The organism is Hymenobacter citatus (assembly GCF_014333615.1).
Classification (GTDB): Bacteria; Bacteroidota; Bacteroidia; order Cytophagales; family Hymenobacteraceae; genus Hymenobacter; species Hymenobacter citatus.
The window spans coordinates 101,372-120,271 of record NZ_JACSCY010000005.1; the positions used below are offsets into that span (position 1 = coordinate 101,372).

Below are 18,900 nucleotides of genomic sequence, written 5' to 3' on the forward strand. Positions count from 1 at the left end.
AGAAGGTCCTTCGCGCTGCTCAGGATGACAGCCGTATTCATTCACCACCTCACCATCTCACCGAATGCTTGCTACTTACCCTCACCAAGGCAATATGTATTCCTTCGACCCCGGCGCGCCGCTGGATATTTCCCTACCCCTGGCGCCTGGCGAGGAGCAGGTAAGTTGTTTCTGGGCTGAGCCGGTAGAGATAGAAACCATTCGGGTAGGCAGCTTTGTGGGGAGCGTGGCCGAAGGCGGGAGCACCAACTACAAGCGCGTGCACCTCACACCCCACGGCAACGGCACGCATACCGAGTGCTACGGTCACATCTCGGCCGAGCCAGACGCGCTGCTCAGCCGCTGCCTGCGCCGCTTTTTGTTTGTGGCCCGGCTGGTATCGGTGCAGCCGCGCCCCCTCCCCAACGGCGACCAGGTAGTATTGCTGGCCGACGTGCAGCGTGAGCTGGAAAAAGGCCCCGATGCGGCCGTAGCGCCCGAAGCCCTGGTGCTGCGCACGCTTCCCAACCACCGCGCCAAACGCACGCGCCACTACTCCGGCACCAATCCGCCCTACCTGGAGCCCGCCCTGGCGCATTACCTAGCCGAGCATCACATCGACCACCTGCTGCTAGACCTACCCAGCGTAGACCGCGAGGAAGACGGCGGCCAGCTACTGGCACACCATGCCTTCTGGCAATACCCGCACGCCACCCGCCAGAGCGCCACCATCACGGAGTTGATCTTCGTAGCCGATGCGGTGGAAGATGGTTTGTACCTGCTCAACCTGCAAATCACGAGTCTGGCGCTGGACGCCAGCCCTAGCAAGCCGGTACTGTATGCCTTACTGAAATGATTGTTCAGGGGTAGAGACGTATCCTGGCGTCTTGTCGTTGAACAACATCGACCACGCGGCGTGGAGACGAGACGCCAGGATACGTCTCTACATTGTTGTCATTAACTCAAACAGCCTCTCGTATAGAACAAACACGAAAAGGGCCATCCGCATGGATGGCCCTTTTCGTGTTATCGTACTACCAACTAGGCAGGCGTTACTTCGGGCGCAGTCGTTACCTCAGCAGCAACTACTTCGCCGGGGATAACCGATACAAACGAACGGTCACCGCGGCCTTTGCGGAACTGTACCGTGCCGTCGATCATGGCGAACAGGGTGTGGTCTTTACCCATCCCTACGTTCTGACCAGCGTGGTGCTTGGTACCGCGCTGACGAACGATGATGTTGCCCGAGATGATGCTCTGACCACCGTAGATTTTCACGCCAAGGCGCTTGCTATGCGATTCGCGGCCGTTGTTAGACGAGCCGACACCTTTCTTGTGTGCCATGTTTTTTAAGCTTTTAGCTACTGGCTGTTAGCCGTTAGCTTTTGTGTAAGAAGCAAGCTAGTCAAACCGAAAGCTAACAGCCAAAAGCTGGTAGCTAACTGCTATAAAAAACTAGCCGATGCTGTTGATTTGTACTTTGGTGTAGTCCTGACGGTGGCCGTTCAGTTTGCGGTGGCCTTTGCGGCGCTTCTTCTTGAATACCAACACCTTGTCGCTCTTTACGTGCGCCAGGATGGTGCCCGTTACTTTCACGTCCAGGGTAGGAGCACCAATGTTGATGGTGCCGTTGTCTTCGGTCAGGAGGGCGTTGCCCAACTCCACCGAATCGCCGACGTTGCCAGCCAGCTTGTGGGTGTAAACGAACTTGTCGGCTTCGACCTTGGTCTGCTTGCCAGCTATATCGACGATTGCGTACATCAGTGTCTTCGCGGTTTCTGAAAAATGGAAGGCAAAAGTACGCCCTTAAATTCAGATTTGCAAACCTAACTCGCTAATCTTCATTTACTCGCCTTCTGCCATTGACTTTCTTGGCTCTGCTACTAGGTGCAATCCTTCTATTAAAGAACACGCGAATACGAATTTTGTGGATAAATCACATTGTCCACACCCAAAATGTGGATAACTTTTCTCTATTTGATAGGATTGGCTTTTTCTACTATCCCAAAACGAGAAAATACGATAACTGCCGTGTTTAGTTCGATTATAAAATTTATCCGTGGAAAATGACGTTCCACGGTCCGGGTCGCAGCCTGACAGCCTATCTTTGGAAAACCAGTCAGCAGTAAACTGACCATTTTGCCGCAACCTTCACGCCGCGTGACGGGTTGCACTAGTCGATCAGGATACCTGGTCTCGCGTCTTTTCTGGCTACTATTTATTTCAACTTATGGAACCCTTACTGACCGAAAATCCCAACCGTTTCGTGCTGTTTCCCATTCAGCACAACGATATGTGGCAGATGTACAAGCAGGCCGAAGCCTCGTTCTGGACGGCCGAGGAAATTGACTTGGGCCAGGACCAAAAGGATTGGGATAGTTTGAACGACGGCGAGCGGCACTTCATCTCCCACGTCTTAGCTTTCTTCGCTGCTTCCGACGGCATCGTAAACGAAAACTTGGCCGTCAACTTCATGCAGGAAGTGCAGTCGGCAGAGGCGCGCTGCTTTTATGGTTTCCAGGTGATGATGGAAAACATCCACTCCGAAACCTATTCTCTGCTGATTGACACCTACGTGAAAAATCCGCAGGAAAAAGACCGCCTGTTCAACGCGCTGGAAACCGTGCCGTGCGTGAAGAAGAAGGGCGAGTGGGCCATCAAGTGGATCAACTCCGAGAACTTCACTGAGCGCCTGATTGCCTTTGCGGCCGTAGAAGGCATCTTCTTCTCGGGCTCGTTCTGCTCGATTTTCTGGCTGAAAAAGCGCGGTCTGATGCCCGGCCTGACCTTCTCGAACGAACTGATTTCGCGCGACGAGGGCCTGCACTGCGACTTCGCCTGCCTGCTCTACCGCGACCATCTACAAAACAAGCTGCCTGAGGCCCGCGTGCAGGAAATCATCCGCGACGCGGTGACGATTGAGCAGGAGTTCGTAACCGACGCGCTACCCGTGAACCTGATTGGAATGAACTCCACCACCATGTCGCAGTACATCGAGTTTGTGGCCGACCGCCTGCTGGTGGCCCTAGGCTGCGGCAAGATCTACAACGCCACCAACCCCTTCGATTTCATGGAAATGATTTCGTTGCAGGGCAAAACCAACTTCTTCGAGAAGCGTGTGGCCGAGTACCAGAAAGCCGGCGTGATGGCCGACCGCCAGGACAACGTTTTCTCGCTGGACGAGGATTTTTAAAGATTGCTGATCTAAAACCGCCTGTCATCCTGAGCGGAGCGAAGGACCTTTTCACGTATGAACGAGTCGTTGTTACGATTATCGTTCTGCCGTGAGAAGGTCCTTCGCTCCGCTCAGGATGACAGGCGGTTTTTTTGTGCCTACCCTACCCTACCCTACCTCCAAAAACTCCCACTGCGGATTTTGTGTCGCAATGAGCGCGTCTTTTTTTGCCCGCGTCCAGCCTTTCAATTCTTTCTCGCGGCTAATGGCGGCTTTGCTATCCGTGTATTCTTCGAAGTAGAGTAGGTTGTAGCAGAAGTAGCGGCCGGCGAAGGTTTGATTGGTACCGCGATTCTCGTAGTGCTGGGCGATGCGGTTAGGTAGGTCGTTGGTGATGCCGATGTAGAGGATGCTGCGGGCGGGGTTGGTGGTGATGTAGACGTAGTAGGGCATAGTTTAATCTTGGCTATCTATCCTGTCATCCTGAGCACAGCGAAGGACCTTATGCCTGTAGAACGAGTCGTTGTTACGTCTGTCGTTCTACAGGCATAAGGCCTTTCGCTGTGCTCAGGATGACAGATGGTTTCTTGAAAGATAGTACAGCAACGAATCGTTGTTACGCTTGTCGTTCACACGTGAGAAGGTCCTTCACTGCGTTCAGGATGACAGACGATTTCTGGTACTCCTACCCCGGCTTCGCCTACCCCCTACAATACCATTCCTCCGGCAAACTCGCAACCCTATTTTACTAGCAATATTTCATTGCTATATTCTTTAGTTTCTATGCAAAAAGCGGCTGAGCACTACCGCTTTGCGATTATGTGGAAAACTTCTAAAGGAAAGGTTTGTCCTACACCTTCGAGACGAATATCTTCCGACTATCAATAGTCGAAAAGTTCCTTCGATTCATCCTTTTTCGCATCAGTACCTGCGCCCCTCCAGGGGTAGGGATTCCCATATCTTAACCTACAAACCGCTACGCCTATGTTGGTAATCAAACGCGACGGTCGCCGCGAATCCGTGAAATTCGATAAAGTAACGGCCCGCATTGAAAAGCTCTGCTACGGGCTGAATATGGATTTCGTGTCGCCGATTGAGGTGGCGAAGAAGGTGATTGACGGCATCTACGACGGCGTGACGACCGTGGAGCTGGACAACCTGGCCGCCGAAACGGCTGCCTCGCTCACCACCAAGCACCCCGACTACGCCATCCTGGCCGCCCGCATTGCCGTGAGCAACCTGCATAAGGTGACCTCGAAGTCGTTTTCTTCGACCATGAAGCGCCTCTACACCTACGAGGACCCCAAGAACGGCGAAAACGCTTCCTTGCTGGCCAAGGACGTGTGGGAAGTAATTCATAACCACGCCCATACGCTGGACTCGGCCATCATCTACGACCGCGACTACAATTACGACTTCTTCGGCTTCAAGACGCTGGAGCGCTCCTACCTGCTGCGCCTCGACGGCAAGATTGTGGAGCGCCCCCAGCACATGCTGATGCGCGTGTCGGTAGGCATTCACAAGAACGACATCGACTCGGTTATCAAGACCTACAACATGATGTCGGAGCGGTGGATGACGCACGCTACGCCTACCCTGTTCAACGCCGGTACGCCCAAGCCGCAGATGTCGTCGTGCTTCCTGCTCACGATGAAGGACGACTCTATTGAGGGCATTTACGACACGCTGAAGAACTGCGCGCTGATTTCGCAGTCGGCTGGCGGTATTGGGTTGGCTGTGCACAACGTGCGCGCTACCGGCTCCTACATCAAAGGCACCAACGGCAACTCCAATGGCCTAGTGCCTATGCTGAAGGTGTTCAACGATACGGCCCGCTACGTGGACCAAGGCGGCGGCAAGCGCAAGGGCGCTTTTGCCATCTACCTGGAGCCCTGGCACGCCGACATCTTCGACTTCCTGGACCTGAAGAAGAACCACGGCAAGGAGGAAAACCGCGCCCGCGACCTGTTCTACGCCCTCTGGACGCCCGACTTGTTTATGAAGCGCGTGGAGGAAAACGGCAAGTGGACGCTGATGTGCCCCCACGAGTGCCCCGGCCTGGACACCACTTGGGGTCCCGAGTTTGAGCGCTTGTACATGAAGTACGAGAAGGAAGGCCGCGGCCGCAAGACCATCAAGGCGCAGGAGTTGTGGTTTGCCATCTTGGAAAGCCAGACCGAGACCGGCACGCCCTACATGCTGTTCAAGGATGCCGCTAACGGCAAGAGCAACCAGCAGAACCTGGGCGTGATTAAGTCGTCGAACCTGTGCACCGAGATTATGGAGTACACCGACAAGGACGAAATTGCGGTGTGCAACCTGGCCTCGCTGGCCCTACCCCGCTACCTCGTAACCGACGCGCAGGGCAACACCACCTTCGACCACGACAAGCTGTACGAGGTAACGTACCAGACCACGCTGAACCTGAACAAGGTGATTGACGTGAACTACTACCCCGTGCCCGAGACGCAGCGCAGCAACTTCCGCCACCGCCCCATCGGGCTGGGCGTGCAGGGACTGGCCGATACGTTTATTGCCCTGCGGATGCCGTTTGAAAGCGACGAAGCCAGCGGCCTGAACAAGGACATCTTCGAGACCATCTACTTCGCGGCCATGACGGCCTCCAAGGACCTAGCCATCAAAGACGGTGCGTACGAGACCTTCCCCGGCTCGCCGCTGAGCCAAGGTAAGTTCCAGTTCGATCTGTGGGGCGTAACGCCCGAGTCGGGCCGGTGGGACTGGGAAACGCTGCGCGCTGAGGTAGTGGAGCACGGCGTGCGCAACTCGCTGCTGGTAGCGCCTATGCCTACCGCCAGCACGGCGCAGATCTTGGGCAACAACGAGTCGTTTGAGCCTTACACGAGCAACATCTACGTGCGGCGCGTGCTCTCGGGCGAGTTCATGGTAGTGAACAAGCACTTGTTGAAAGACCTAGTGGCCCTGAACCTCTGGAGCGACCAGATGAAGCAGGAAATCATTGCGGCCAACGGCTCGGTGCAGAACATCGACCGGATTCCGCAGCACATCAAGGACCTGTATAAGACGGTGTGGGAAATCTCGCAACGCCGCATCATTGATATGTCGGCCGACCGGGGCGCCTACATCTGCCAGAGCCAGAGCTTGAACCTGCACGTGCAAAACGTGAACTTCGGCAAGCTCACCAGCATGCACTTCCACAGCTGGAAGCGCGGCCTGAAAACCGGCATGTACTACCTGCGTACCAAAGCCGCCGCCGACGCTATCAAGTTCACGGTGGAGAAACAAGCCGCCGAAACCCTGGAGCCGGTCTACGCCAACGTCGCCCAGAACCAAAGCGACATGAGCTGCTCGCTGGATAATCCGGACGCCTGCGAGGCTTGCGGGTCGTAAGGGAAACAAAATAATTTTCTGCTATTAAAAAAGCTTCCGATTCCAATTTTATAGTGAGTCGGAAGCTTTTTGCTTCTAAAATATCTTTATGAAAACACTCACAATCTCGGGAAATGACGCATTGGAACTTTCTACGAAAGAGGAAAGTCATTTCTATGATAGAAAGGCAGCGGAGATTAAACCCGCCTCGTTACAGAAGCACGCTGTTGCCTTTGCTAATGCAGATGGTGGCGATGTAATAATTGGTATCGCAGATGATAAAGACGAGCCTGATCCTGTAAAACGTTGGAAAGGGTTAAAAGACGTAGAGGATTTTAATTCTATATTTCAAGTACTCGCTGAGGTTAACCCTTCTATTACTTACAGTGCTACTTTTTTAGTGTGCCCAGAGAAGCCAGGTGTGATATTGCGGTTGACTATTGAGAAGAGTGATAAAGTTCACTCCACATCAGATAAAACTGTTTACGTTAGGCGTTCTGCTCAGTCCTTACCACTAAAAGACCCTATAAAAATTCAGGAATTATCCTTTGCAAAAGGCGAATCTTCCTTTGAAGATTATATAATCAACGATGCTGTTCCAGAAGATATTTTTGACTCTAAAGAGATAAGAAATTTTCTTAAAGACTACTCTCCCCACACAGATCCTATCGATTTTACAGTTGGGCAAAACCTTGTGAATAGAAAAGACTTTAGCCCTAGAAGTGCGGGTATTTTACTATTTGCAGATAATCCTTCGGTGGTAATTCCGAGAAAATGTGCTGTCAAAATCACCAGATATGAGACATCCGATCTTGACCCAACCCGAGACCATTTGAGGGAGCAATATTCTTTAGAAGGGCCTCTGTACAGCCTAATTCAAGAGACAGTAGATAAGATAACTCAAGTCATGGCTGACGTTGTTACTTGGACTGCTCGAGGGCTCCATGCAGTTGCATATCCGCCTGAAACCATTTGGGAAATAGTGGTAAATGCTCTTATACATAGAGATTACTCAATTTCCGATGATGTACATGTCTTGGTTTTTGACAATCGGATTGAAGTACTTAGTCCTGGAAAGCTGCCAGGGTATGTTACTGTTGACAATATTTTAGAAGCTAGATTCTCCAGGAATTCTAAAATTGTCAGGACGTTGAACAGATATAAAAATCCTCCTAACAAGGATATGGGGGAAGGTTTAGATACTGCATTTAAGAGAATGTCCGAAATGCAGTTGTCAGAACCTATTATACGCGTTGAGAATAATTATGTAAGAGTAATTATATCTCATACAAAAATAGCTTCAGCAGAAGTATCTATATTAGATTTCTTGCAGCATAATACTCAGATTACGAATAGTATAGTTAGGAATATGACAGGTATAAGATCTGAGAATACCGTAAAAGACGTTTTCTATAAGTTGAGCAAAAGAAATATTATAGAAAGAGTACCAGGCTTAAACGGTAACCTAGCAGCTTGGAGATTAACTACTGCCGGTAAGAAGTTAATTGCTGATGGAATTGCGGCAGAATAGCAAAATAAATTCTTGTCAATGGCGCGGGGCTGTGCCCCGTGCCTACTATTTGCAGGCCTCTGGCCTGCCGTCGTCCGCGCTAGTAGGGAGATTTGGGTAGGGCGAGTCGTTCGGGCGGGCAAGCCAGAGGCCTGCGAATAGTAGGCACGGGGCACAGCCCCGCGCAAGTAGACACAGTTACACACAGCATTCCTATCTTAGTTTTATGGCTGACCTACTCTCCCGCATCACCATTAACCCGACCATCTGCCATGGTCAGCCTACCGTGCGCGGCTTACGCTACCCGGTACAGAACGTGCTGGAACTCTTGGCTTCCGGCATGACGGAGGCCGAGATTCTAGCGGACTACGAAGACCTGGAAGCAGACGACTTACGCGCCTGCCAAGCATACGCCGCAGAGTTGCTAAAGACCAAGACCTTTTACCGCTTGGCTTCTTAATGGCCTCTACCCCAGTGAAGGTACTGGTAGACGCGCAGCTACCGAGACATCTGGCGCGCTGGCTTGCGCACGAAGCCGGTTTTGACGCCTTGCATACGCTAGACTTACCCGCTGCCAACCGTACCGCCGACGATAGTATCAACGAGCTATCGGTGCGAGAAAATCGGGTAGTCATCACCAAGGATGCTGACTTTGTGAACAGTTTTATTCTCCAAAGTCGGCCTTATAAGTTGCTATTGGTTTCTACAGGCAATAGCAGCACCAATGAGCTGATCGAGCTATTTCGCCGGAATCTGCCGGAGCTGACGAAGGCCTTGCAGTGGCATAGTTACATTGAATTGTCGCGGGAGCAGCTACTGATCCATCGGTAAGCAATACCCTATTACTGGCGCGGGGCTGTGCCCCGTGCCGACTATGCGCAGGCCTTTGGCCTGCCCGCCCGAACGACTTACCCGAACAACCCTAATGGCACGGACGAGTGCAGGCCAGAGGCCTGCCGATAGTCGGCACGGAGCACAGCCCCGCGCCATCGTTTCAACGAAATGGCGTGTAGCAGCGTAGGCGGGTGTACTGCTGCTAGCCTCGCTAGCGCGCACCAAGCACTGCTGCTTGTGTCTGGCAGGGCATCGATATGAGAAAACTGGACGCGCTGGATTGTAGGAGCCTTCTATTACTGAGCACTGTATTCTTCCTGCTGCTGGCGCGGCCCGGCTACGGGCAGACGCGCGAGAACATAGACTCCATCGACCCCGGCCGGCCCGACCAAACCAACGGGACCAGCGTGGTGCAGAAGCACTTTGTGCAGTTGGAAGGCGGCCTGCGCTACCAGAAGGGGCGGTCGTCGCGCACCTATGATTACCCTACCCTCACGGTGCGCTATGGCCTGCTGGATAGGGTAGAGCTCCGGCTGGGCACCGGATTTGAGGCGTCGGTGCCGAGCAGCAGCCGACAGCGCCAGCGGGGTGTGGGGGCGCCCGAGGTAGGCACCCGCGTGCAGTTGTGGGATGAGAAGGGCATCCTGCCGCAAGCCGCCTTCACGGCTACGGCTACCCTACCCGTTGGCAAGAAAGAGCTGCGCCCTACCAACCCCGAGGCCCGCCTGCGCCTAGGCTTTTCCAACTCTCTCACCGATGCGCTTAGCCTCACCTACACTTACGGCTATGGCTGGATACAGAATGCCACCGAGCAGAAGTACGCCGTGAAGCTCGCGGCTCGGCTCAACAAACAGTTTTCGGTCTATGGCGAGGCCTTTGGGACTACCACCACGGGTAGCCTCCCCGACAATGAGGTAGATGCGGGGCTGCTGTGGTTGGTGCGGCCGAATTTGCAGCTGGACATTGCCGGCGGCGTGGGCGTCAGCCGCGCCGCGCCGGCCTTTTTTATCACCACGGGCGCGTCTATCCGGCTGCCATATTAGGGTAGGCAAGGTCTGGGGTATTGCGTTGGCGTTGGGGCCAGCGTTATGTGCTGACATTCGCTTATGGGGTCAGCTACTCGCAGATAGCGGCTACTTGGTGGCCCTGTGGCCGTTTTTGCGCGTATAGCGTACGCTACTATCTCATTTCTACCCCCTCTGCCTATGCTACCCCGCGTAATCTGCCACATGATGACTTCCCTGGACGGCCGCATTATTCTGAGCCGTTGGGGCGATGCGCCCAACACCCAGGAGTATGAAACCACCGCCGCCACCTTCGAGGCCGATGCCTGGCTGTGCGGCCGCGTGACCATGGAGAAGGACTTCACCGAAGGCCTGAAGCCCGATCTGCAACCCGTACCCGAACCCCTCGACCGCTCCGACTTCGTAGCCGAGCACTCCGCCGACTCGTTTGTGGTGGCCGTAGACGCGCACGGCAAGCTGGGCTGGGAGTCGGCCGATATTGATGGGGAACATATCATCAGCGTGTTGTCGGAACAGGTGAGCGACGAGTACCTGGCTTACCTGCGCCGCGTGGGCGTGTCGTATGTGTTTGGCGGAGCCGAGGAGCTGAATTTCAAGCAGGTGCTGACCAAGCTAGGGGAGCTGTTTCCAATTCAAACCATTTTGCTGGAAGGTGGCGGGCACATCAATGGCTCTTTGCTGAAGGCTGGGCTGATAGACGAGCTGAGCGTGTTGCACTACCCGGTGGTAGACGGCGCGGCCTCATCGCCTACCCTCTTCGAGCAGGGCGACCAGCCGGGGCCACCGCGGCAGTTTGCGTTGCAGCACGTGGAGCAGCGGCCCGAGGGCATTCTGTGGCTGCGCTACGCAGCTGCCAAGGGGTAGGCACCCATTGGCAGCCGTGTGCGTAGAACGACTTGGCATTGAAGCCCTTCTCTCACTCCTAGTTCTTTCGCCATGTTTCGCTTTCTTGTTTTTGTGCTGGCCGTAGCGCTCAGCCTGAGCCACACCGCCACGGCGGCCGGTGAACTACCGCCCCGGCCCAACCCCTTCACCTTCGTAACCGACAAGGCCCAGCTGCTCGACGCCACCGACGCCCGGAAGCTGGAAAACGGCCTGCGCACCTACGCCGACAACAACGGCACGCAGGTAGTAGTGGTAACCGTGCCTACCCTGAAAGGCCGCTCCGTAGCCGACTATGCCCGCGCGCTGGGCACCGCCTGGGGCGTAGGCCAGCGCGACCGGAACAACGGCGTGGTGGTGCTGATTGCAGCGCAGGAGCGTCAAGTGAGCATTCAGGCGGGCTCGGGCCTGCGCAGCCAGATTACGCCCGCGCTTACCGACCGCATCATCAGTCAGCAGATGGGGCCGCAGTTCAAGCAGGGGCGCTACTTTGCTGGCTTGCGGGCCGGGCTGAACACCTTATTACAAGCGGCCAACCCCGGCTCGGCGCCTACCCAGGCCCCGGCAGCCACTTCGCCCGCTACTGCTGATGCTCCCGTTGCTTCAGCGCCACTTGATGAGCCCATGGATCAACCATCTAGCGCGCCTTTTTCGCCGGGTATGTCCAGTCCTACCCCCGAGCCATCGGGGCCGGGTATGGGTACTCTGCTGCTGGGGGCTTTGGTGGTGGGTGGCGTAATCTGGCTTTTGGTGAAGCTGTTTCGTCGTAAAAGCGCCGCGCAAAATACTACTGGCAACACGCCTGATTTCCTACCGAATCGTGCCAATCAGCCTACCCAGGGCTACAACCAGGGTGGGCAACGGCCAGCGCCAGACTTCTTCCCCAATCGGGGTAGCAACGCTGGTAATAGCAGTGGCGGTGGTGGCAGTGGCATTGGCGGCATGTTGGCCACGGGTGCCGCGGCTGCAGCCGGCGCCTACCTCGGCAACCGCATGGCTTCGGGCCAGAGCCACACCGGCAACGATTTACAGCTGGGCCACGACAACACAGCCGCCGCCGGCATGGGCGCGGCCGGCCTGGGTACTACCCCGCCCGCTTCGGATGGCGAGGTGAACGACTTTTTTGGTGGCGCCAGCGCTGCCAACGACCCTGGCCCGGACTACTTCTCCGACGACGTGGCGTCGGGTACCGATTACTTCTCGTCCGACAACTCCTACGATGATTCGTCGTCGGATGACGTGGGTGGCGGTGGCTTCGACGACAGCAGCGACAACAGCGGCTCCTGGTAGCAAACCGGGCGCTGTCTTCGGGCGCTGCGCAGCTTGTTATCAACGCAAAGGCCGCGCGCCGGGGCAGACAAGTATCGTCTGACTCGGTGCGCGGCCTTTGCCTGTATGGCGCTTAGCTGTAGCGGAAGGCGAATTCCTGGGTTTGTGCCCGCAGCCACGCTATTGCCTCTGCCTCGTCGGTGAAATAGCGGTAGGTGAGCTGCATGTTTTGCGCGTGTAGGCGCACGGTATCCATGGCCAGCCGGGCAAAGGCATCGTGTGCCTGCACAATGGCGCCGTAGCGGTAGCCGCCTTCTACGATGGTCAGTGGCAGCCATTCCTCTACCAACCAGCGCTGCTCCTCCAGCGTGAAAGCCTGCATACGGCGCTGATCGACAAGCAGTATGCCCTGTCCCTGCCGCATGAGCAAATGCTTGGTATGCTGCAACAAGCCATGCCATGCGCTGGCCTCCCGGCGGCCCGGCATATAGGTTAGCCGCACAAAGCCGCCCCGGTCTTCTTCTACGCGGCCCGCCGCATTCTCAAAGTATAATCGGTTGGAGGGAGGAAACATGTAAAAACACGATGAATGCGGAGAACACAAAGATATGCGTAAGCGGTGTTTCGTGCTCTTTTCCGCAGAGAAATAGGCTCGAAAAACTACAGCAACCAAACAATGCCGCTACCAGTTCACCATGCCCACGCTTCTCTGCGGGGTTGCTGTTGTGCAGCTCCTGTTATGGGTAAGCGGCAAGCCGATACTTTTTTAACAATTCGTGTACCCAACTTGCCATTTTCAGATTTCTGGTGGGCAAATTTCTATCTTGGTGGGCATTACCTGTTCCGTGTCTTTCCATTCAGCCCCCTTATATGACTACCCGAAGAGACTTTCTGACTTCCGTAGGTGCCCTTGCTACCGGCATGTTGGCTCTGCCTACCCTGGCCCATGCCGCCCGCGTGCAAGATATTGGCCTTCAGTTGTATAGCGTGCGCGATGATATGATGCGTGATGCCAAGGGCACGCTCACCAGCCTAGCCAAAATGGGCTACAAGGAAATCGAATCGGCCAACAGCGCCAAGGGCTACTACTACGGCCTGTCGCCCAAGGAAATGAAGAAGTTGATGGGCGACTTGGGCATGAACCTGCGCAGCGGCCACGTGGGCATCGACAACAACTGGCAGAAAGCCGTGGACGCCGCCGCTGAGGCCGGCCAGCCCTACCTAGTGTGCCCCTCCCTCCCAACCCAGGGCCAGACCGTGAGCAACTACGAGCGGTGCGCCGACACCTTCAACAAAGCCGCCGAAGCGTGCCGCAAGGCTGGCATACAGTTCGCCTACCACAACCATAACTCCGAGTTTGAGAAAGACAACGGCCGCGTGCTCTACGATGTGCTGCTGGATAAAACCGACCCGCGCCTGGTGTCGATGGAAATGGACCTGGGTTGGGTGGTAGTGGCCGGCCAGGACCCGTTCGATTACTTTAAGCGCTACCCCAACCGCTTCCCGTTGTGGCACCTCAAGGACATGAAGAAGGGGGAAGCCCACAGCACCGTGCTCGGCACCGGCCGCCTGGATGTGGCCAAGCTGCTGCGCAGCGCCAAGCAGTCGGGCATGAAATACTTTTTTGTGGAGCAGGAAGAGTACGAAGGCGCCCCGCTTGCGAGCATGCAGCGCAATATTGCCTACCTCAAGGGGCTGAATTACTAACCTCCCGTTACATCCTCTACGGCTTCTGTCTTCTGCGGCCCTGGTTCCCACACCAGGGCCGTCTTGTTGCTAGCCTGTGGTAGAGGCTTCATGCAGCCTTGCTTTTTTGCGTGTGTCTTATGAGGGAAATCGTTTGCGGTAGGATTTCGAAAAGCTTATCTTACTCCCGGTTTAGCGTGTGTACTATGTGTATGTGGCTACGCACTCTTTCAATTCACTGCATGAAATAGACCAGCAAAAGGCTTGGCTTCCTGCCAAAAAGAAGAATACATTGGGGAAGAATAGCTCCCCGCTTGTAGCATTTGAGGCCTTTTTGCACAGGATGTATCCTGCTCTCCCACCCTGATTTGCACCAGCGTACCAGCGCTGAATTTCCTACCCTACCAACTCTCTTGCATGACCACCAGAAGATCTTTTTTGAAATCTGCCGCCCTGCTATCGGTAGCGGCTTGTGCCTCGCCCTCCGTGCTGGCCGCCGACAAATCCTACATTGGTCTGCAACTGTATACGGTGCGCGAAGCTATGCAGCAGGACCCCGCCGGTACCCTGGCCAAAGTAGCAGCCCTGGGCTACAACTCGGTAGAAGGCGCTACCTACACTGGCAGCCAGAAATTCTACGGCATGACGCCCGCCGAGTTTACCAAGGTATTGAAGCAAAACGGGCTGATTATGCCCAGCAGCCACTACGTGTTGGGCGAGGCCATGAACAACGACCAACCCACCCAAGGCACCATTCTGCACGGCTGGGACAAGGCCATAGACGACGCCGCCCAGGTAGGAGTGAAATACATGGTGTGCGCCTACCTGATGGACAGTGAGCGGGACCATTATCAGAAAGTAGCCGACTACCTGAACAAGGCCGGCGAGCAATGCAAGAAAGCTGGTATTCAGCTCTGCTACCACAACCACGACTTCGAGTTTCAGACCCAAAACGGTCAGCTGCCCTACGACCTGCTGCTAGCCACCGACAAGGACCTGGTGAAGATGGAGCTGGACCTGTACTGGGCCACCAAGGCGGGCAGAGACCCGGTGGAGCTGTTCAAGCAGCACCCCGGCCGCTTCCCGCTCTGGCACGTGAAGGACATGGACAAAACGCCCCAGCGCAACTTCACGGAGGTAGGCAACGGCAGCATCGACTTCAAGCGCATTTTCGCGCAGAAAAAGCTGGCCGGCATGCAGTACTTCTTCGTGGAGCAGGACCAGACGCCTGGCTCGCCCTTCGACAGCATCAAGCAGAGCGTTTCTTACATCAAGCGCACATTGGTATAAGTCTTAGTTGTCAGTGAGTAGTTGTCAGTTGTCAGGGAGTTGCAGTTGGTTGTCAGTCAGATATATAGACGAATGACAAACCACCACTCCCTGACAACTGACAACCACTCACTAACAACTAGCAACTACTCACTGACAACTACCCACCCCTCTTATATGGCACAGAATACCTATGATGCAATTGTAATCGGCTCCGGTATATCGGGCGGCATGGCTGCCAAAGAGCTGACCGAGAAAGGCTTGAAAACCATTATGCTGGAGCGTGGCCGCAACATAGAACATATCAAGGACTATGTGAATGCCAACAAAGCGCCCTGGGAATTTCCGCACCGCGGCGGCAAAACCCAGCAGATGATTGAGGACTACCCCGTACTGAGCCGGGACTATACCCTGAACGAAACCAACCTCTCTTACTGGACCAACGAGAAGAAAAGCCCCTACGTGGAGGCCAAGCCCTTCGACTGGTTCCGGGGCTACCACGTGGGTGGCCGCTCCCTGATGTGGGGCCGCCAGAGCTACCGCCACAGCGACTTCGACTTTGAGGCCAACGCCAAGGAAGGCATTGCCGTGGACTGGCCCATTCGCTACAAAGACCTGGCGCCCTGGTACAGCCACGCCGAGAAGTTTGCCGGTATCAGCGGCAACCGCGACGGTCTGGCCCAGCTACCCGACGGCGACTTTATGCCGCCTATGGAGATGAATATTGTGGAAAAGGACGTAGCGGCCCGCATCAAAAAGCACTTCAAGGACCGCGACATGATTATTGGCCGCACGGCCAACATCACCAAGCCCCACAACAACCGCGTGAACTGCCAGTACCGCAACAAATGCTGGCTGGGGTGCCCGTTTGGGGCGTATTTCAGCACGCAGTCGGCCACGCTGCCGGCGGCTATGGCAACGGGCAACCTCACGCTGCGGCCGTTTTCCATCGTCACCAAAATCCTCTACGACAAGGACACCAAGCGGGCCAAGGGCGTGGAGGTGCTGGACGCCGAAACCAACCAAACCTACGAGTACTTCGCCAAGGTTATCTTCGTGAATGCCTCGGCGCTGAACTCGGCCTGGGTGCTGATGAACTCGGCCACCGACGTGTGGCCCGATGGCCTGGGTAGCAGCAGCGGCGAGCTGGGCCACAACCTGATGGACCACCACTTCCGGGCCGGCGCCCACGGCGAAATGCCCGGCTACGAGGATAAATATGTGTTTGGCCGCCGCGCCAACGGCATCTATGTGCCCCGCTACCGCAATCTGTTCGGCGACAAGCGCGACTACCTGCGCGGCTTTGGCTACCAGGGCAGCGCCAGCCGCGAGGGCTGGAGCCGCGACGTGGCCGAAATGAGCATCGGCGGCGACTACAAAGACGCCCTGACGGAACCCGGCACGTGGACCATGGGCATCACCGGCTTCGGCGAAACCCTCCCCTACCACGACAACCGCACCTACCTCTCCAAAACTGAGAAGGACGCCTGGGGCCTACCCGTGCTGGTGATGGACGCCGTCATTCGCGAGAATGAGAAGAAGATGCGCGTGGATATGATGGAGGACGCCAAGGAGATGCTGGAAAAAGCCGGCCTCAAAAACGTGAACACCTACAACAACAGCTCGGTGCTGGGCGGCGGCATTCACGAGATGGGCACGGCACGCATGGGCCGCGACCCCAAAACCTCGGTACTCAACGCCCACAACCAAGTATGGGACGCCCCCAACGTGTATGTGACCGACGGCGCCGCCATGACCTCGGCCTCTTGTGTGAACCCCTCGCTCACCTACCTGGCTCTTACGGCCCGCGCCGTAGACCATGCCGTAAGCGAACTGAAAAAGCAGAACATCTAACTCCTACCGGCAATGAATAGAAGAGATGCATTGGGCCGGGTGGCCCTCCTGATGGGCGGCGCCGTGATTGGCGGCGACTTGTTTCTAACCGGTTGCTCTACCGACAACTCCAAGAAAACCGCCAAGGCCGGGCAGAAAGCCGACCAAAAACCGGAAGAAGTTCTGGATGCCAACCAGGTAACGCTGCTGAACGAGGTAGGCGAAACTATCTTGCCCGCCACCAAAACGCCCGGCGCCAAAGCGGCCAACGTGGGCGGCTTTATGGCCGTGATGGTGCGTGACTGCTACAAGCCCGAAGACCAAAAAGTCTTCGTGGAAGGTATCACCAAGCTCAACGACGCCAGCAAGCAGAAGTACCAGAAGGATTTCATGGGCCTCGATGCTGCTCAGCGCAAGGAGTTCCTAACCGCGCTGGATGCCGAGCAGAAGCAATACGCCCAAACCAAAACGCAAGAGCAGCCTAACCACTACTTCCGCATGATGAAGGAGCTGACCTTGCTGGGCTTCTTCACCTCCGAGCCGGGCGCTACCCAAGCCCTGCGCTACATAGCCGTACCCGGCAAGTACGATGGCAACGTGCCCTACAAAAAAGGCGACCGGGCCTGGGCTACCTAACTTTGAGTGGTGAGATGGTGAAATTGTGAGATGGTGAGTTTGACGTTCTAGCATACGCAAGCCGTAGGGATAAAACGTCAAACTCACCATCTCACAATTTCACCATCTCACCATTTCACTATTTCACAACCTCACCACTTCACCTAACGCATGAAATTACGACTGGGCATGATTGGCGGCGGGCAGGGCTCCTTCATTGGGGGCGTGCACCGCATCGCCGCTTCCCTCGATGGACTCTATGAGCTGGTAGCCGGCGCCTTCAGCAGCAACCCCGATACCTCCCGCGCCACCGGCCAGGAACTGAACCTCGCCCCCGACCGCGTGTATGGCTCCTACCAGGAAATGCTGGAGCAGGAAGCGAAGCGGCCCGAGGCCGAGCGCATCCAGGTGGTCAGCATCGTGACGCCCAACCACGTGCACTTTGCGCCCGCCAAAATGGCTCTGGAACATGGTTTCGACGTGATTCTGGACAAGCCCATGACCTTTTCATTGGCCGAAGCCAAGGAGTTGCGCACAGTAGTGGAAACTACTGGCCGCCGCCTTTGCCTGACCCACACCTACACCGGCTACCCCATGCTGAAGGAAGCCAAGCAACTGGTGGCCGCTGGCGCACTGGGCACTATTCGCAAAGTGTATATTGAGTATCCGCAGGGCTGGCTGAGCACCTACGAGGAAGGCGGAGCCAACAAGCAAGCCGCCTGGCGCACCGACCCTACCCGAAGCGGCGCGGCCGGCGCCATGGGCGACATTGGCACCCACGCCTTCAACCTGCTGGAGTACGTGAGTGATCTGGAAGTCACACAGTTGTGTGCCGACATCAACGTGGTAGTACCCGGCCGACAGCTCGACGATGACGGGGCCGTGCTATTGAAGATGAACAACGGCGCCAGCGGTGTGCTGGTGGCTACCCAGGTAGCGGCCGGCGAGGAAAACAACCTGCGCTTGCGTCTCTACGGCGAAAAAGGCGGCCTCGACTGGCAGCAAGCCGACAACAACACCCTGCTGGTGAAGTGGCTGGACAAGCCCACTGAAATCCGCAGGACGGGCGCGGGCTACCTCAGTGCCGCCGCTCTGCACAACAGCCGCATTCCGGCGGGCCACCCCGAGGGCTACCTCGAAGCCTTCGCCAACCTCTACCGTAACTTCGCCCTTATACTCATGGCCGACCTGGGTGGCCCCGCCGCCCCGCCCGAAGCCGCCGACTACCCCGGCGTGGAAGACGGCGTGCGCGGCATGGCCTTCATCGAATCGGTTATTGCCTCCGGTAAATCGGAGCAGAAATGGACTGAGTTCACGGTGTAAGTTGATGTCATGCGTATGAACACGGCAGAACGTCATTTCGACCAGCGGGAGAAATCTCGCGTGGTAGTAATTACTATCAAGCGAGATTTCTCCCGCTGGTCGAAATGACGTTCTGATAACAGCTAAAACCTATTAGCAATCAGGTAAGCACT

General features: G+C 56.0%; 18 protein-coding genes. 14 read left to right on the forward strand and 4 right to left on the reverse strand.

From position 1 onward, the window contains the following. Positions 1-64: 64 nt before the first annotated feature. Entirely contained in the window at positions 65-835 is a 771-nt protein-coding gene (locus tag H8B15_RS08530; RefSeq protein WP_187319258.1) for a cyclase family protein, read from the forward strand. Between the two features lie 185 nt (positions 836-1,020). Here H8B15_RS08530 and rpmA read toward each other — a convergent pair whose 3' ends face one another. Together rpmA and rplU are read right to left on the reverse strand one after the other, a co-directional pair. Further along, positions 1,021-1,323 carry a 50S ribosomal protein L27 gene (gene rpmA / locus H8B15_RS08535; protein ID WP_187319259.1) on the reverse strand — a complete coding sequence of 101 codons (303 nt, stop codon included), beginning with the start codon at positions 1,321-1,323 and terminating at the stop codon, positions 1,021-1,023. A gap of 111 nt (positions 1,324-1,434) precedes the next feature. Next, positions 1,435-1,740 carry a 50S ribosomal protein L21 gene (gene rplU / locus H8B15_RS08540; protein ID WP_187319260.1) on the reverse strand — a complete coding sequence of 102 codons (306 nt, stop codon included), beginning with the start codon at positions 1,738-1,740 and terminating at the stop codon, positions 1,435-1,437. A 469-nt stretch (positions 1,741-2,209) separates the two neighbouring features. Between rplU and H8B15_RS08545 the strand changes: the two genes are divergently transcribed. After that, on the forward strand, positions 2,210-3,172 hold the full coding sequence (locus H8B15_RS08545) for a ribonucleoside-diphosphate reductase small subunit (protein ID WP_187319261.1): 963 nt from the start codon (positions 2,210-2,212) through the stop codon (positions 3,170-3,172). Positions 3,173-3,322: 150 nt separating this feature from the next. Here H8B15_RS08545 and H8B15_RS08550 read toward each other — a convergent pair whose 3' ends face one another. After that, entirely contained in the window at positions 3,323-3,607 is a 285-nt protein-coding gene (locus tag H8B15_RS08550; RefSeq protein WP_187319262.1) for a GIY-YIG nuclease family protein, read from the reverse strand. 531 nt (positions 3,608-4,138) lie between these two features. Here H8B15_RS08550 and H8B15_RS08555 point away from each other — a divergent pair. From H8B15_RS08555 to H8B15_RS08585, 7 genes are all read left to right on the forward strand, one after another. Then, positions 4,139-6,523: a ribonucleoside-diphosphate reductase subunit alpha gene (locus H8B15_RS08555; protein WP_187319263.1), complete on the forward strand. Its 2,385-nt coding sequence runs from the start codon at positions 4,139-4,141 to the stop codon at positions 6,521-6,523. A gap of 88 nt (positions 6,524-6,611) precedes the next feature. Then, positions 6,612-8,033: an RNA-binding domain-containing protein gene (locus H8B15_RS08560; RefSeq protein ID WP_187319264.1), complete on the forward strand. Its 1,422-nt coding sequence runs from the start codon at positions 6,612-6,614 to the stop codon at positions 8,031-8,033. A gap of 205 nt (positions 8,034-8,238) precedes the next feature. Further along, complete coding sequence (locus H8B15_RS08565) at positions 8,239-8,472, forward strand: DUF433 domain-containing protein (protein ID WP_187319265.1); 234 nt, start codon at positions 8,239-8,241, stop codon at positions 8,470-8,472. Next, entirely contained in the window at positions 8,472-8,843 is a 372-nt protein-coding gene (locus H8B15_RS08570; RefSeq protein ID WP_216859110.1) for a DUF5615 family PIN-like protein, read from the forward strand. Before H8B15_RS08565 ends, H8B15_RS08570 begins: the two co-directional genes overlap by 1 nt. 260 nt (positions 8,844-9,103) lie before the next feature. Continuing rightward, complete coding sequence (locus H8B15_RS08575; protein WP_187319266.1) at positions 9,104-9,889, forward strand: transporter; 786 nt, start codon at positions 9,104-9,106, stop codon at positions 9,887-9,889. 162 nt (positions 9,890-10,051) lie between these two features. Next, a complete protein-coding gene (locus tag H8B15_RS08580; protein ID WP_187319267.1) occupies positions 10,052-10,735 on the forward strand; it encodes a dihydrofolate reductase family protein in 684 nt (227 codons plus the stop codon). A 72-nt stretch (positions 10,736-10,807) separates the two neighbouring features. Further along, positions 10,808-12,043, forward strand: a complete 1,236-nt coding sequence (locus H8B15_RS08585) for a TPM domain-containing protein (protein ID WP_187319268.1) — start codon at positions 10,808-10,810, stop codon at positions 12,041-12,043. A 112-nt stretch (positions 12,044-12,155) separates the two neighbouring features. On the opposite strand, the gene H8B15_RS08590 is transcribed toward H8B15_RS08585, so the two are convergent. After that, positions 12,156-12,596 carry a hypothetical protein gene (locus H8B15_RS08590; RefSeq protein WP_187319269.1) on the reverse strand — a complete coding sequence of 147 codons (441 nt, stop codon included), beginning with the start codon at positions 12,594-12,596 and terminating at the stop codon, positions 12,156-12,158. Positions 12,597-12,892: 296 nt separating this feature from the next. Between H8B15_RS08590 and H8B15_RS08595 the strand changes: the two genes are divergently transcribed. The 5 genes from H8B15_RS08595 (at position 12,893) to H8B15_RS08615 (ending at position 18,748) form a co-directional block, all read left to right on the forward strand. Next, positions 12,893-13,729, forward strand: coding sequence for a sugar phosphate isomerase/epimerase family protein (locus tag H8B15_RS08595; protein ID WP_187319270.1), 837 nt, complete (start codon positions 12,893-12,895; stop codon positions 13,727-13,729). A 396-nt stretch (positions 13,730-14,125) separates the two neighbouring features. After that, entirely contained in the window at positions 14,126-14,998 is an 873-nt protein-coding gene (locus H8B15_RS08600) for a sugar phosphate isomerase/epimerase family protein (RefSeq protein WP_187319271.1), read from the forward strand. Positions 14,999-15,154: 156 nt separating this feature from the next. Beyond that, entirely contained in the window at positions 15,155-16,831 is a 1,677-nt protein-coding gene (locus H8B15_RS08605) for a GMC oxidoreductase (protein ID WP_187319272.1), read from the forward strand. A 12-nt stretch (positions 16,832-16,843) separates the two neighbouring features. After that, positions 16,844-17,446, forward strand: a complete 603-nt coding sequence (locus H8B15_RS08610) for a gluconate 2-dehydrogenase subunit 3 family protein (RefSeq protein WP_187319273.1) — start codon at positions 16,844-16,846, stop codon at positions 17,444-17,446. A 150-nt stretch (positions 17,447-17,596) separates the two neighbouring features. After that, positions 17,597-18,748 (forward strand): Gfo/Idh/MocA family protein, encoded by a 1,152-nt coding sequence (locus H8B15_RS08615; RefSeq protein ID WP_216859111.1) that lies wholly within the window; start codon positions 17,597-17,599, stop codon positions 18,746-18,748. The last annotated feature ends 152 nt before the right edge of the window (positions 18,749-18,900 follow it).

Coding starts and splice junctions, on each gene's coding strand:
- H8B15_RS08530 (WP_187319258.1), top strand. CDS start 65: ATGCTTGCTACTTACCCTCACCAAGGCAATATGTATTCCTTCGACCCC.
- rpmA (WP_187319259.1), bottom strand. CDS start 1,323: ATGGCACACAAGAAAGGTGTCGGCTCGTCTAACAACGGCCGCGAATCG.
- rplU (WP_187319260.1), bottom strand. CDS start 1,740: ATGTACGCAATCGTCGATATAGCTGGCAAGCAGACCAAGGTCGAAGCC.
- H8B15_RS08545 (WP_187319261.1), top strand. CDS start 2,210: ATGGAACCCTTACTGACCGAAAATCCCAACCGTTTCGTGCTGTTTCCC.
- H8B15_RS08550 (WP_187319262.1), bottom strand. CDS start 3,607: ATGCCCTACTACGTCTACATCACCACCAACCCCGCCCGCAGCATCCTC.
- H8B15_RS08555 (WP_187319263.1), top strand. CDS start 4,139: ATGTTGGTAATCAAACGCGACGGTCGCCGCGAATCCGTGAAATTCGAT.
- H8B15_RS08560 (WP_187319264.1), top strand. CDS start 6,612: ATGAAAACACTCACAATCTCGGGAAATGACGCATTGGAACTTTCTACG.
- H8B15_RS08565 (WP_187319265.1), top strand. CDS start 8,239: ATGGCTGACCTACTCTCCCGCATCACCATTAACCCGACCATCTGCCAT.
- H8B15_RS08570 (WP_216859110.1), top strand. CDS start 8,472: ATGGCCTCTACCCCAGTGAAGGTACTGGTAGACGCGCAGCTACCGAGA.
- H8B15_RS08575 (WP_187319266.1), top strand. CDS start 9,104: ATGAGAAAACTGGACGCGCTGGATTGTAGGAGCCTTCTATTACTGAGC.
- H8B15_RS08580 (WP_187319267.1), top strand. CDS start 10,052: ATGCTACCCCGCGTAATCTGCCACATGATGACTTCCCTGGACGGCCGC.
- H8B15_RS08585 (WP_187319268.1), top strand. CDS start 10,808: ATGTTTCGCTTTCTTGTTTTTGTGCTGGCCGTAGCGCTCAGCCTGAGC.
- H8B15_RS08590 (WP_187319269.1), bottom strand. CDS start 12,596: ATGTTTCCTCCCTCCAACCGATTATACTTTGAGAATGCGGCGGGCCGC.
- H8B15_RS08595 (WP_187319270.1), top strand. CDS start 12,893: ATGACTACCCGAAGAGACTTTCTGACTTCCGTAGGTGCCCTTGCTACC.
- H8B15_RS08600 (WP_187319271.1), top strand. CDS start 14,126: ATGACCACCAGAAGATCTTTTTTGAAATCTGCCGCCCTGCTATCGGTA.
- H8B15_RS08605 (WP_187319272.1), top strand. CDS start 15,155: ATGGCACAGAATACCTATGATGCAATTGTAATCGGCTCCGGTATATCG.
- H8B15_RS08610 (WP_187319273.1), top strand. CDS start 16,844: ATGAATAGAAGAGATGCATTGGGCCGGGTGGCCCTCCTGATGGGCGGC.
- H8B15_RS08615 (WP_216859111.1), top strand. CDS start 17,597: ATGAAATTACGACTGGGCATGATTGGCGGCGGGCAGGGCTCCTTCATT.